General features: G+C 28.0%; 11 protein-coding genes. 1 reads left to right on the forward strand and 10 read right to left on the reverse strand.

Features of this window, described 5'->3' with window-relative positions; genetic code table 11:
* Positions 1-3: 3 nt before the first annotated feature.
* The 3 genes from BN854_RS05220 to BN854_RS05230 all read right to left on the reverse strand — a co-directional run bounded on the left by BN854_RS05220 (position 4) and on the right by BN854_RS05230 (position 3,987).
* Positions 4-1,143 (reverse strand): GGDEF domain-containing protein, encoded by a 1,140-nt coding sequence (locus tag BN854_RS05220; RefSeq protein WP_026660943.1) that lies wholly within the window; start codon positions 1,141-1,143, stop codon positions 4-6.
* A 143-nt stretch (positions 1,144-1,286) separates the two neighbouring features.
* The gene (locus tag BN854_RS05225; RefSeq protein ID WP_026660951.1) at positions 1,287-1,652 is read right to left on the reverse strand and encodes a hypothetical protein; all 366 of its coding nucleotides are present in this window, start codon (positions 1,650-1,652) and stop codon (positions 1,287-1,289) included.
* A gap of 16 nt (positions 1,653-1,668) precedes the next feature.
* Entirely contained in the window at positions 1,669-3,987 is a 2,319-nt protein-coding gene (locus BN854_RS05230; protein WP_026660958.1) for an HAD-IC family P-type ATPase, read from the reverse strand.
* 120 nt (positions 3,988-4,107) lie between these two features.
* Between BN854_RS05230 and BN854_RS05235 the strand changes: the two genes are divergently transcribed.
* Positions 4,108-4,869, forward strand: a complete 762-nt coding sequence (locus BN854_RS05235; protein ID WP_026660966.1) for a lysophospholipid acyltransferase family protein — start codon at positions 4,108-4,110, stop codon at positions 4,867-4,869.
* 21 nt (positions 4,870-4,890) lie between these two features.
* On the opposite strand, the gene BN854_RS05240 is transcribed toward BN854_RS05235, so the two are convergent.
* From BN854_RS05240 to BN854_RS05270, 7 genes are all read right to left on the reverse strand, one after another.
* Positions 4,891-6,060, reverse strand: coding sequence for a glycosyltransferase (locus BN854_RS05240; protein WP_026660974.1), 1,170 nt, complete (start codon positions 6,058-6,060; stop codon positions 4,891-4,893).
* A gap of 2 nt (positions 6,061-6,062) precedes the next feature.
* Positions 6,063-7,139: a lysylphosphatidylglycerol synthase transmembrane domain-containing protein gene (locus tag BN854_RS05245; RefSeq protein ID WP_026660985.1), complete on the reverse strand. Its 1,077-nt coding sequence runs from the start codon at positions 7,137-7,139 to the stop codon at positions 6,063-6,065.
* 188 nt (positions 7,140-7,327) lie between these two features.
* Complete coding sequence (locus tag BN854_RS05250) at positions 7,328-8,050, reverse strand: HAD-IIB family hydrolase (RefSeq protein ID WP_026660993.1); 723 nt, start codon at positions 8,048-8,050, stop codon at positions 7,328-7,330.
* A 14-nt stretch (positions 8,051-8,064) separates the two neighbouring features.
* Positions 8,065-9,474 (reverse strand): DEAD/DEAH box helicase, encoded by a 1,410-nt coding sequence (locus tag BN854_RS05255; RefSeq protein WP_026661000.1) that lies wholly within the window; start codon positions 9,472-9,474, stop codon positions 8,065-8,067.
* A gap of 168 nt (positions 9,475-9,642) precedes the next feature.
* On the reverse strand, positions 9,643-10,638 hold the full coding sequence (locus tag BN854_RS05260) for a calcium/sodium antiporter (protein ID WP_026661006.1): 996 nt from the start codon (positions 10,636-10,638) through the stop codon (positions 9,643-9,645).
* Positions 10,639-10,936: 298 nt separating this feature from the next.
* Positions 10,937-11,443, reverse strand: a complete 507-nt coding sequence (locus BN854_RS05265) for a hypothetical protein (RefSeq protein WP_026661013.1) — start codon at positions 11,441-11,443, stop codon at positions 10,937-10,939.
* Entirely contained in the window at positions 11,433-14,240 is a 2,808-nt protein-coding gene (locus BN854_RS05270) for a cation-translocating P-type ATPase (RefSeq protein WP_026661017.1), read from the reverse strand. Before BN854_RS05270 ends, BN854_RS05265 begins: the two co-directional genes overlap by 11 nt.
* Between the last annotated feature and the right edge of the window lie 19 nt (positions 14,241-14,259).

Raw genomic sequence — 14,259 nt, forward strand, 5'->3', positions numbered from 1 at the left:
AAACTAATCAGCTTCCCTATTTTTCTTTCTATTATTTTTATCTATATACATCAGTTTATCAATACTATCAATAAATTCATCAAACTGAATTTTATCACTATCAAACACTCCATAGCCAATCGATATTTTGACTTCAAAAGGCAATTTACGATTAACATTAAATAATTCTTCTTGTTTATTAATCTCACTTTTAATTCTTTCTAATTCTAATACCTCTTTTGAGTCTATAACTGCTATAAACTCATCCCCACCCATTCTAGTAATAATATTTCTGCCAATAACTGTTCTTATGATATTAACAGCCGCAATAATAGCGTAATCGCCTGAATTATGCCCATGTATATCATTAATTGATTTTAATCCATCTAAATCAAATGATAACACACCGAAAAGATTCTTCTTATTTACTTTTTTTCTTTGTTCTAGATATCTAAATAAAGACCCTCTATTCCAAGTTCCAGTAAGTGCATCATATTGAACCATTTTTTGTTTCAAGAAAATATAAGTGAGTACCAATCCAATACCAGTGCTTGACCAAATAATTAGTGTACCATAATAAATAAATTGTAATATTACACCAATAAACGGCATTAAGATAGCAGTTGATAAAATGATAAAATCCTCTTTTAGTATTTTCTTTCTTTCTCTAATTAATGTATAAAATGCTAATAATGGGTAATAGTATACAGCTAATGATTGATAATAAAAGCCATAAGATCTATGATAAATATTATTATCATCAATATAAAAAATTTGTTTTGCAAATGGTGTAAATAATATAATAACAATATTAAGAATTTGTACAATCAGTAGAAAAAACTCAATTGCTTTAAATTTACTAGAGCTTGGCTTAAAAAACTTTTTCATGATTAAATACCAATAAAATGATAAGAAGACTCCTAGAATAAAAATAGTCATATATGATGCATATAGAATAATATGTATATGATATCCTTTTTCACCTTCTACCAAACTTGCAAGTATTTCAAGCAATAAAACTACAATATTAGTGAGTAACATTGCGATATATAATTTACTTATTTTATCTTTTTTATCTAAAGTAAAATATGCTATATATATGAAGATAAATAAAAAAACTGACATAAAAATATTAATTGAAACTTTACCTAATGCATCTGCCATAACAACATCTCCTCAACTTAGATCATAGTTATATTCTATACACTTTTATCGTTTTTTATGGCTATGTGTTCCAGAATGCAGTTAACTTGTTCCAAAAAACAATAAAAAAATGTTAACTTATAAAATAAGTCAACATCTTTAAATTAGTTATCTTCATCTTGATCAATAATAATTCTTTCTGTGCGAGAATCTCTTGAAACTTTACTATTAGGTATAAGTATATTTAAAATTGGTACTAATAAGAAAATAATCCAACCTGGGTGCCATAAATTAAAGACAACACCTAACACAATATATATAATTAAACATAGTAAGCTATATGATGCGGTTATTTTCTTCAAGCCTAATATAAAAGGCATTGCAGGTACTAATAAGAAGACAATCCAGCCTGGATGCCATAAATTAAAGAAAAATCCTAATATTAAAAATAACAAGATAGAAATCATCGGGGTAGCTGCTATAATTCTTAATCTATAGTCAAACTTCTTTTTGAATATTTTATAAGCCATACATTACACCATCCTTTTATATATTATACCATTTTGATATTCTTTTTTTTATAATTTTTTCTGTTATTAGTGAAAACAGCTTATAAACTGGATATATCAGTGAACATAAGACTGCTAAAAAAATGAGTTCATTTATTTTTAAATGATATAGTGCTACTAGTTCAAAGAATTTTGGAAAGACCAGTACATAAAAGGAAATTCCTACTGCCATTACACTGAGTAAAATTTTTCTAAATAAATTTAGTTTAAGACAAGTCTTAAATAAAACCATATATGTTGTAACTACAGTGGTATAGAAAACTAAACTAGATACAGTTTTCGTATCAGTAATTTTTAGAAAACCTGATAAAGCATATATCACTAGGCAAAAAAAGGCTACCACAAACGATCCTGGAATCGTTTTAAGTAAAATATTATAACTAAATCTTCCAGTAACTAATTTTTTATTAGGTTGGAAGGCTAGTAAAAATGCCGGGAAACCAATTGTAAAGAAACTAATTAAAGTTAGTTGAATTGGAATTAGAGGGTAATTTGTACTAAAAAATAAAGTTAACACTGCTAGTAAAACTGAGAATATTGTTTTGGTTAAAAATAATACCGCAACCATCTCAATATTATTAATTACTTTTCTTCCTTCTACAACAACTTTAGGCATAGAAGAAAAATCTGAATCCATCAAAACAAGTTGTGAAACATTTCTTGCGGCTTCACTTCCTGATGCTAACGCAATCGAAGTATCTGCTTCTTTTAGTGCCAGAATATCATTGACACCGTCCCCTGTCATAGCTACTTTATACTTATGTTCTTTAAGTGTTCTAATGATGATACGTTTTTGTTCAGGATTACTTCTTCCAAAAACATTATATTTTAAAGCACTGATTTTAACTTCTTCATCTGACATATTTGTCAAATCACAGTATAATTCTGCTCCATCCACTTCCACCTTTTTTGCGATATTTGAAACTGTTATTGGGTTATCTCCTGATATAATTTTAATTTTTACATCATTTTCTTTAAAGAACTTAATTGTATCTAATGCACTACTTCTAATATTATCTTCTACTAAAATAATTTCTAGTGGTACGATTTTTTCATTTTCTTCATATGCAAACAACAACACTCTATATCCATTTGAAGCTTGTTTTTCAACCTCTTCTTTGATTACATGATAGTTTTCTTTTAGTATAAATTCGGGTGCTCCTAAGAAAAACTTACCTAATTCTTGATATTCAACATAACTATATTTTCTTTCACTAGAAAAAGGCATATTATTTTTTATCTTAAAATTAAGCTGAGATTTATTAAAGTAAATTTCAATTGCCTGACTAGTTTCATTATCATTGTTTTGGCTTTTAATATATTCTGAAATCAATTCATAATTATCGTAATTATCTAGAGTATTGATCTTGAGCGTATTATAAACACTCATAGTTCCATCTGTAATAGTCCCAGTTTTATCTAAGCAGAGCACATTGACTCTGGCAAGTGTTTCTATACAATAGAGTTCTTGGACCAAGACTTTTGATTTAGACAGTTTAACAACGCTTGCTGCTAGTGCAGTGCTAGTTAGTAAGAAGAGTCCTGAAGGAATCATCCCTAAAAGTGCCCCAGAAATGGATTTAACCGCAACCTTATAGGCCACACCATCATTGAGCGCTATAAAAAATAATAAGAGCCCTAATGGAATAATAATGACTCCAATATATCTCATCATTAGTTGTAAACTTCTAAATATTTCTGACTGGGGTTTTTTATAAATTTTTGCTTCTTTTGTAAGTTTTTCAACGTAGGTATCTTTTCCAATAAATAAAGCTTCTATAACTGCTTTTCCTGAAACAACAAAGCTCCCTGCATGTACTTGATCACCAATTGTTTTTATAACAGGTTTTGCCTCTCCTGTTAGAAGGGATTCATTAATCTCTAATGTACCTTCCTTAATTTTACCATCTACTATGATTTGTTTTCCTTTAGTAAATACAACTAAATCATTTAAAACTATATTTTTAGGATTAATTTCTAAATAATTGCCTTCCCTAATAACTACCACTTTTTCTTCATTTATTAATGATAATTTATCAATTGCTTTTTTAGCTTTTATTTCTTGAATGATTCCTATCATTGTGTTTGCAAAAATAATAAAAACACCCATAGCATTTTTATGCTCATTAATTGTAATAAGCCAAATAACTATTCCTATGCTTAACATATTGAAAAAAGTAAACACATTAGTAAATATAATTTCACTAATTCTTTTACTGCTTCCTTTTTTTGTAATATTAACCTTTTTCTCCTGGATGCGTTTTTCTACTTCTTCTTGACTCAGGCCCTTTAGCATATTATAATCTCCTTTTACTTATCTTTATAACTACTATTTTATCATATCTAGGTAAAAGTTAGGTTGATATTTGGTTTTATAAATCTAGATTATATAGTATAATAAAAATAGGTGATAATAATGAATGATGATAAAAATAATCAATATGATCCAAATGAAGGCACATTAGAAACTATTAAAGCTAGACCTGTTACACTAAAAGATGATTATAAGTTTTTTAATAAAAACATTTTTTTTAGACTCTTATCACTCTTTTTTATTTTTTCAATTAAAATTTTTGTTGAATATTTAATAGCGCGTCCTTTTATGGGTTTTAGAGTGAAAAATAAAAAATATGCAAAGTCATTGAAAAAAGAAGGTTATGTGATTATAAGTAATCATATCCACCCAATAGATACTTTTATGATTGGGACAACAGTGCTTCCTAAAAAAATATATGCAATTATGAGAGAAAGTAATCTAGGTGTTCCCATTTTTGGAAAAGTCATGCGCTTTTCAGGAGGAGTTCCAATTCCAACTAAAATGAAGCTGTTTGGTAAATTTTTAAGACTGATTCCAAATGAACTTAAAAGTAAAAAAGCTATCCTAGTTATGCCAGAAACTGCGTTAATTCCATATCATGTTGGTATTAGACCTTTTAGTAGTGGTGCCTTTAGAATTGCTATTAATGCAAATTCAAAAATACTTCCTGTAGTTTATGTTTATAAAAAGCAACGCTTCTTGTCTAAAATTTTTAGAAGCAAGCCTGATTTCCAATTACATTTTTTAGAACCTGTAGAAGTTCTTGATAAAGGGAATACACATGATACTGTAGAATTTTATAAAAATTATTTACATGAAGTAATGACAAAGTATTTTAATGAAAATAGTGATTTAATATAAAAAGAAATTAGATTTAAAAATCTAACTTCTTTTTTTTTCTTCTATAAGTTCTAAATAAAAATCATAAATATCTTCAACTTTTTTATCCCAATGAGTATAAATTTGGTCATAAGCATTTTGAGCCACTTCTAGGTGTTTCTTATTATCTTCTAAAACACTGATAATTTTTCTAGCAAATATATCTACATCAAGTTCTGCCTCATATCCATTTACATCTGGTGTAATGGTACTAGAGGTAATTGAGTTTTTAGCAAAAATAGTTGGTGTCTTTTGGCTAGCAGCCTCTATTTGAACTAAACTTGATGCATCGTAAGTTGATGGAAAAATCATGAGATTAGCCATTCTATAATAAGCAGCAATATCTTCTCTTTCATAAATTCTTCCTGTTAAAATAACATATTCTTCTAATTCATATTTTTTTATTTGCTTAACTAATTTTTTCATGTATGGTCCACCACCAATGATGAGCATACGATAATTAAACTTAAGTTCTTTTAATTTTCTTAAAACTTCTACTGTAAAATGGATATTCTTAGTTTTATCAATTCTACCAACAAATATAAGTATTTTTTCATCTTTGATTTGATGTTTTTCTTTTAAACTAGCAATTTTATCAAAGTCTTCACATAATTTTAATTCTGTTGCGTTTGTTAAAACTCCTGGTTTATTTTTTAATCCATATTCAACATATAGATCAGCCATTTTTTCATTAACAGCAAAACATTTGTCTGTTTTAGATAAAACTTTGATCAAAGAACCCATAATAACTTTAGTAATTAATTTAGAATGCGTACGTTCTAAAATATCTCTTTTATGTTGGCTATGCAGTGTAGCAATTACTGGAATATTATGTTCTCTTGCATACTCTGCACCTTGATTACCAATTGCAAAACCTGAATGTATATGTACAATATCTAAATTAGATTCTTTTAGTTCTTTTTGAAACTGTTTATCCATTTTTGGAAGAGGCGCTCTATAATCTATAAAAGGAATTTGAAAACTTTTTGATCTAACTACTTTAAACGCAAACTTTGAGTCATCAAACGGTTTACCAAACCTTGGAGCAAACACGATTACATTAGCTTTATCAGCTAATCTTTTAGCATAATTATGAACAACCATTACTACGCCATCTATCATTGGAAAATAGGAGTCTACAAATATTCCTATTGTTATTTTTTTATTTTCCATTTTTAATTTTCCTCGCTGTTAATCAATTCGTCATTCTTCTTGTTTTTTCTTTTTAATAGTAAATAGGCAATAAATCCTATGATTAGTTGTAAATAATAAGTAATAAATCTCCACAATAATAACACAATAATTAAGATAGGGTTTTTAACTCCACCATAGAAAAGAGGGATTGCATTTAGCATCATACCTAAGGCAAACTCTGTACCTCCGGATGCACCTGGCAGTGGCACCCACATCATTGCATTAATCGCAATAAAACTTGCTGCTGTTAAATATAGGTATTCAGATGGAGTAAGGCTATGACCTAAAGCTATTAATACAAATATAATTGATCCATATTTTAAGATAAACGAAACGATTTTTAAAAGCGTTGATGCTATTAAAATTCGTTTTTTGGGCATTAAGACTTTTACCCCTGTTTGAAAATTTTCTATAAATATATCTGCTTTTTCTAAACCTCTAGTAGCCCACTTTTTAGACCAACGATATTTTTGAAAAAACAATAATATTTTAGTAACAAATTTACCAAAACCTTTTGCATATCCTAGTAATAAGAGTAAAACTAGTATGATTGTATTAAAAAAGATACCAGCTAATATATAAAATATGTTATAACCCATACCAGCCCATAATTCATTCCAATATATAATTAATGAAATAATTAATATAATCACTGTAACTGTTTGAAAGACTATAAAATTAACTAATGATACGGCTGATGCAACATCACTTCTAGCACCTTTTTTTACCATTTCATATATTTGAAAAGGTTGTGCTCCAGATCCAAATGGGGTAATTCCGCTAAAGAAAGGTTCTGTTGTTTGTACTAAAAAACCGTCAAAATAAGTTATATTTTTATCTAAAGATCGCAGTGCTACTTGATTTGAAATAGATAAAACAACAACACTTAAAATTGATATCACCGCAGATAATAACATCCAAAATACATTTGTTTCTTTTAATTTTTCAATAACCAATTCAAAATCACTAATACTAAGAATAATAGATAGCAATAAGCCTAGTATAATAAATATAATTAAAATTTTAGAAAATAAACCTTTATTCTTTTTTGTTTCCATAAACACCTCATGTAAACATCAACTAATATTTCTACTAAATTGACATTTATCTTTTACAAATTATACCATATTTTCATTTAAAAATATAGTCCAAGACATATCAGTTTCATATTTTAATATTTTAAAAAATAGTTTATATTGAATTAAATTTTGATGTATCTAATAGCAATAATTTCATTATAGTAATTTTATTCTTCTATATGATTAATTGCCTCTAAAACTGAGTTGACACGATGTTTAGCAAAAGAGATTGCTTCTTCATAGCCGCTTTTGATACCATAACTATTAAATCTTTTTAGCATTGGAATATCGTTATAGTCATCTCCAATGACATGTATATTACCTTTAAAACCAATCAAATCAGCTAGTTGTTGAACACCATATCCTTTATGAATGCCCTTGATTCCAAGTGCTACATAGTGCATGTTTTTGTATGCTTGTGCATTTTTACCTTCAAATTTTTTGTTAAGTTCTTCTGCTAGTTTCAAGGCGTTTTCTTCTGTGCCAGCATTAATATAATAGCCTCTTATTTCATTTATTTCTTTTTTTTCTTGATCTAAATTGTTAGGTTCTATATATTCATGGCTTAATCCATTAGAAAGGCGATATCCTAAAATTTCATATGTGTCTAATATAGTATTTATATTATGAACTGTTTTCAAATCAAATTCATTTGAATAAACGATGTGATAGTTTTTATCTATAGCAATCGCTCCATTGACACCAATAATATAATCAAAAGGTACTTCAAATTCTTTTAAAGCATCATAGATTGAATCAATTGATCTACCTGTACAAATAACAAATTTATTTCCTTTTGATCTAAATTCTTTTATTTTTTCTATATCTAAAGGATTTATTTGTTTATCAATTAGTAAAGTTCCGTCAAAATCACTCGCGATTAAATGCATTTTATTCACTCCTTTTATAGAACCTTTGATACTGTTCTAATTCTACCTTTTATAGGTTTTGTTTGTAATTGTTCAAAGACATATTGCCCTTTATTATTCATAATATCTACAAATGTTGATATATCTAAAATATTAATAACTCCAATATCAGAAGCCTTTATGCCGTCTATAGCACAAATTGTTCCTACAATATCAACAGCTCTCATTTTAGTTTTCTTTCCTGCATTAATATGTAGTTTAAGAATACTTTCATTTAGTTTAACATCTTTTTTCTCTATATAAATAGGTGTTTGTAATTCATCGTCTTCATTTAAAGTTTCATTTGTTGTAAAAAAGACTTCTTCAGTTTGATAATCATTTTCTTCCATAATGGATTTAAAGTGTGAGACATCATCATAATCTAATAATGTTAAACATGAGCCTTTTTCTCCCATCCTACCTGTTCTTCCTACTCTATGTATAAAGGTTTTTATATCTTTTGGCATTTCATAGTTAATCACATAATTAACACTTTTAACATCAATCCCTCTTGAGGCGACATCGGTTGCTACTAAGTATCTAACAAAGCCTTCTTTGAATTCTTTAATCGTCTTTGTTCGAATTTTTTGTTCTAACCCACCATGCAACTTTTTAACAAGCATCTTTTCATCATATAAATAATAATGAAGTTCATCTACCTTTTCTTGCGTATTACAAAAAATAATGGCTGATGGTATTTTATTTTCTAGGATATATTGTTTTATTGCATACATTTTGTTTAAATCTTCTTTAATGTATTTTTGGATACTTTTACTTTCTTCATTATGATCTTCAACAGAAATATAAACTGGGTTAGTAATATATGTTCCTATTTTATTAAGAATCTTTTCTTCTAGAGTAGCTGATAATAAAATAATTTGTTTAGGGTTAATTTGTTGGATGATTTCTTCTATTTGTTCAATGAATCCCATTTTTAGCATTTCATCTGCTTCGTCTATTACTAAGTAATCTACTTCACTTAAATCAATTGTCTTTCGCGTCATATGATCTAGTAATCTACCTGGAGTTGCGACAATAAAATGATTTCTTTGTTTAAGTAATTTTTCTTGTTTTATAAAAGAACTTTTCCCATAAATAGCTTCTACCTTAATCCTTGCTAATCTGCCTATTGAAAAAATTTCTTCTTTTATTTGCATAGCAAGTTCTCTTGTTGGTGAAAGGATAAGTGCTTGTGGATTTTTTTTATCCCATACAATTTTTTGGATTAGTGGTATGGAAAAAGTAGCAGTTTTTCCACTACCAGTTTTAGATTTAATCACTACATTTTTATCATTAAGTATTTCTGGAATTGCTTCTTCTTGGACTTCTGTTGGCGTTTTATACCCTAACAAGTCTAAACTTTCTAGTATCTCATTTCTTATTTCAAACTGACTAAAAGTTCTCATTTTTATATCCTTTGTGTTATGTCTTATAATTACTTATCTTTATTTTTAAAATAAAAGAATCCTTATATAGTATAGCAGTATATCATGAAGATATGCAACTAAATAAGAATTCAAGTTATTTTTCTTTTTATAAATATTTGATTATCATATTGATGCTACTTATTATCCTTACCCATTAAGTGTACGATACACTGCAAAAATAATATAACTTATATATATTAAAATTAAAAATGCCCCTTGCGATTTAAAAATCTTACTTCGCATCAAAAATATTGATACTAAAGTTGTTATAAGGAATAAAATAATCAAATCAGTAGCGATTGCTTTGTTAATCCCTAGAGGTGTAACAGTTGCTGTCACGCCTACGATAAATAGTATATTTAATATATTGGATCCTATGATATTTCCTAATACAAGATCACTTTGATTTCTTTTTGCAGCTGCAATCGAAGTGGCTAATTCTGGTAATGATGTACCTATCGCGACTACAGTTAGTCCAACAAGAGTTGTTGCCAGACTTTTATCTAATCCAAAACTGATTGCTGCTTTTTCAGCTAAATATTGTGCTGGTCTTGTTACCATTTCAGCACCAACTGCTATACCTACTATTCCAAGCAACATAACTAATAATGTAAACTTATTATATTCTTTTTGATTGACATTATCTGTTTGTACTAATTCTTTTGTATCCTCTTTTTTTGTTGTTTTAATTAAAGTGAAAAAGTATATTATAGCTACTAATAATAAAATGATTCCTTCCCAAAAAACTATTTGTTTGTTTGCTTGAAAGAATAATCCAAATATGAGTAATAAACCTGTTGCTAATAATAAGAATATTCCATCTCTTCTAAAAACTTTTTTTTGAACTATAATGGGTGAAATAAAAGCCCCAATGCCTAAAATTAAGGTAAGGTTAGTAATATTAGATCCTATAATATTACCCATAGCCAAATCAGCTGTTGTATTTGCTTTAATCGCTGATACTAAACTAATTGCTAATTCTGGAAGTGATGTTCCTATAGATATAATTGTTAATCCTATAATAAGTGGTGAAATTTTTAGTTTTCTTGCAACAACTGTTGCAGAATCAACAAAACAATCAGCTGCCTTTATGAGTATGATAGCTCCTATAACAAGTATCACTATATTTAAAAATATATTCATTTTTTTCCCTCCTGTTTTTCTATATACTAAAAAATAGTTTCACTGGGAATCTTCTCTTAATCTAACCATCATATAAACAAATATAAAATTAACAAAATAATTCATAAGTATAGGCTCTTTCATAGTTTTTATTTACTTAGATTATAGCATACTTTAAAAACCTATATCAAAATTTCTAGTATACATCATAATCATTCTTAAGTTATCTAATCTTTTTATAATTCACTAACATAAGTTACAATCATTTTGAAAAGAGGCGATATTTTGGATATAGCCTCCTTTTATTTTAGCTCATTTTTTATCGAGTGCTTACACTAATTAAGTCTTCAATAATTCTAGTTTCTTCTAAATATGTTTTTACTTCTTCTTGTTTTATTATTTTATTTGATAGAATATTAAATTTGATTCCTTCAACTATAATAGATATACCTAAATCATACATACCTGTTTTAAAAACAGCTATTTCTCTTTTGAAATTTTCCAACAGGTCATTAGAACTTTGTTTAAGATTCATTGTTGCAAGTAATACTGTCTTATGTTTATTTTCATTAAGGAAATGATGTAATATATCATATTCATCACCTATTTTAACAGCATAACAATTTACTATGATAATCTCATGTAATTTTTCTTCTGTAATTAAATTACCTATATATTCATCATCAAGATAATACATATATACTTGGGCTTTTCTATCCATAAGTTTTTGTAATAAAGTTTCTTTTTTTACATTTATTGCTTGTAAGTTAATATCAAGATCAATTTTATTATTTGCAACAAGTGCTTCTTTTATATTACTTATCATATACTTTTTGCCCTCTATTCTTAAGTGTCACAATTTTTTTATATAATAAGTCTAAACCTATAACAATAATTGGCATGATTAATAAGATTAAGTAATCTACTAATTTTATATGAGTTGTGCCAAAAATATCTTGTAAAAATGGTATATGTATAATTAAGATAAATATAACTATTTCAGATAGAATCCCAATATACAATAACTTGTTAGGTTTTTTTATTGTTTCAAAAAAATTAAGTTTTTCAGATCTACAAGCAAATACATTACCAATTTGTGAAAATATAACAACTCCAAGTGCCATCGTTGAAGCATAATGATATGTATTCATAGCATGTTCTGTTGCTTGTCCATTTATTACTAGATTTCCTATATAACTGATTTCACTAAAAGTATATCCAGCAAAATACCATATAAGGATGAATACTCCAAATGATAAAAGTGCTTCTATCATACCTAAAAACATATAAGCTCTAAGTAGTAATTTTCTTTCAAGTATATTTTCTTTAGTATTTCTTGGCTTTTCTTTTAGCAAGCGGACATCGGGTATTTCAGCACCAAGAGCAAGAGCAGGTACTAAGTCAGTTAATAAGTCAATTAGTAATATTTGAAGAACAGTTAGTGCTGGTGGTATTCTAAAGAATATCATCATTAAAACAGGAATAAGTTGTGGAACATTTGAAGCTAGAACATATGTAATAAACTTTTTAATATTTTCATATATCCCTCTACCTTCAAGCACAGCATGAGAAATAGTGGCAAAGTTGTCATCAAGTAGAATCATATCTGCGGAATTTCTTGCAACATCAGTGCCATTTTTACCCATAGCTATACCAATGTGTGCTGATTTTAATGCCAAGATATCATTTACACCATCTCCTGTAACTGCAACTACTTCACCATTTTTTTTGTATGCTTCAACAATTTTTAATTTGTGTTGAGGCGTTGTTCTCGAAAAGACAATAGGTTGATCACTTTTTAATATATTTTCTAACTCGGTTGTAGTCATCTTTTCAACTTCAACACCATCCAAGTTAATATATTCATCGTCGATAATACCGACTTGCTTACCGATTGCTGCTGCTGTTAACCCATAATCTCCTGTAATAATTGTGATTTTAATTCCTGAAGTTCTTAAATTAGCAACAGCTTCTGCTACTTCTTTTTTAGGTGGATCATAAGTGACTGCAAACCCTAAAAATACCATATCATCTTCTTGATATTGGTCATTTTCAATTTTTTTATAGCCAACAGCTAAAACTCTAAACCCTTGTGAAGCAAAATTATCGTTTTCTTTTAAGTATTGTACTTTTTCTTCTTCACTAAGTATAGTTACATGATTTTCCTTATATTGCATCGTACAATCAGCAAGAATAATATTAGGTGCACCTTTAATAAATAGATATCTTGCATCTTTGTCATATGATTGATCACTAATATTTTGAACGTAAGTACTCATTTTTTTACGTTCTGATGTAAATGGATTCATTTTAAGTAGTTTAAATTTACTTCTAACATCTTTTATATCATAGCCATATTTAGATGCTGCAACTAGCAATGAACCTTCTGTTGGGCTTCCTATTACTTGCCATTGATTTTTATTTTCTGTGCTTTCAACAATATCTGTCTCTGAACATAAAATTGCGGCTGATAAAAATTTTTCTACGCCTTTTTTACCATTTTTTGCAGTTATTTTAAAGTCACCTGTTTTTTGATAGCCATCCCCAGTTATTTCAACTAATCCTTCTGGTGTGAAAATCTTTCTTACCATTAATTGATTTTGTGTAAGAGTTCCTGTTTTATCTGTACAAATAACTGTTGCAGAACTAAGCGTTTCTACTGAGGTTAGTTTTTTAATTAAGGCGTTCTTTTTAGCCATTCTTTGAGAACCTACTGCCAAACTTAAATTTACTGTTGGCAAGAGTCCTTCTGGAATGTTTGCAACAAGTATACTAAGAGCAAAAACAAAGCCAGCTTGCCATTCTAATTTCAATATCAGTTTAGTTGCCATAAAAATTAACAGTCCCATAATAGTAGCTATAATACTAATTGTTTTGACAATCTTATGAATTTGTAAATCTAATGTTCCTGTACCAGATTCAATTGTTTGAGCAATTTGTGTAACTTGACCAATTTCAGTTTCATTACCTATAGCATAAACAACGGCTTTTCCACTTCCCTGTGAAACTGTTGTCCCAGCATATATTAAATTTGGAATTTCAGATACGGCTGGATTAGTAAGTTTTGAAACTTTCTCAGTTCTATTTAAAGGTATTGTTTCACCTGAAAGCATTGAATTATCAACAAATAACTGATTAGACTCAATCAATCTTGCATCTGCTGGTACTGAGTTTCCCGTTTCTAAATATATGATATCTCCTATTGTGATCTTTGTAGCATCAATTAGCTCTATCTCATTATCTCTTATTACTCTCACTTGTTTAGGCATCATTTTAGCCAAAGAAGATAATGCTTGATCTGCTTTATATTCTTGAATAAATGAAAAGATACCATTTACAATTACTACAATCCATGTAGCAATCGCTAATTCAGGCATTTCAGCTATAAGCGCTAATATTCCAGCAATCCATAATAGTATTGCCATCACACCGATAAATTGTTTAAAAAATTGTTTGATTGGAAAAAATGTTTTTGTTTGTTTAATTATATTTAATCCATATTTATCTTGTCTTTCTTTTACTTCTACTTTATTAAGTCCCGTGACTCTAGTTTGAAAATTATCTAGAACTGCTTCAACTTTTTGGTGACTAAGTTCTATTAATACATTTTTTTTATTTCCCATTTTTAACACCTCAACATAT

Source organism: Alteracholeplasma palmae J233, from assembly GCF_000968055.1.
Taxonomy (GTDB): domain Bacteria; phylum Bacillota_I; class Bacilli_A; order Acholeplasmatales; family Acholeplasmataceae; genus Alteracholeplasma; species Alteracholeplasma palmae.

Bases quoted from the DNA above. Each gene is read 5' to 3' on its own strand.
- BN854_RS05220 (WP_026660943.1), bottom strand. From the start codon at position 1,143: ATGGCAGATGCATTAGGTAAAGTTTCAATTAATATTTTTATGTCAGTT.
- BN854_RS05225 (WP_026660951.1), bottom strand. From the start codon at position 1,652: ATGGCTTATAAAATATTCAAAAAGAAGTTTGACTATAGATTAAGAATT.
- BN854_RS05230 (WP_026660958.1), bottom strand. From the start codon at position 3,987: ATGCTAAAGGGCCTGAGTCAAGAAGAAGTAGAAAAACGCATCCAGGAG.
- BN854_RS05235 (WP_026660966.1), top strand. From the start codon at position 4,108: ATGAATGATGATAAAAATAATCAATATGATCCAAATGAAGGCACATTA.
- BN854_RS05240 (WP_026660974.1), bottom strand. From the start codon at position 6,060: ATGGAAAATAAAAAAATAACAATAGGAATATTTGTAGACTCCTATTTT.
- BN854_RS05245 (WP_026660985.1), bottom strand. From the start codon at position 7,139: ATGGAAACAAAAAAGAATAAAGGTTTATTTTCTAAAATTTTAATTATA.
- BN854_RS05250 (WP_026660993.1), bottom strand. From the start codon at position 8,050: ATGCATTTAATCGCGAGTGATTTTGACGGAACTTTACTAATTGATAAA.
- BN854_RS05255 (WP_026661000.1), bottom strand. From the start codon at position 9,474: ATGAGAACTTTTAGTCAGTTTGAAATAAGAAATGAGATACTAGAAAGT.
- BN854_RS05260 (WP_026661006.1), bottom strand. From the start codon at position 10,638: ATGAATATATTTTTAAATATAGTGATACTTGTTATAGGAGCTATCATA.
- BN854_RS05265 (WP_026661013.1), bottom strand. From the start codon at position 11,443: ATGATAAGTAATATAAAAGAAGCACTTGTTGCAAATAATAAAATTGAT.
- BN854_RS05270 (WP_026661017.1), bottom strand. From the start codon at position 14,240: ATGGGAAATAAAAAAAATGTATTAATAGAACTTAGTCACCAAAAAGTT.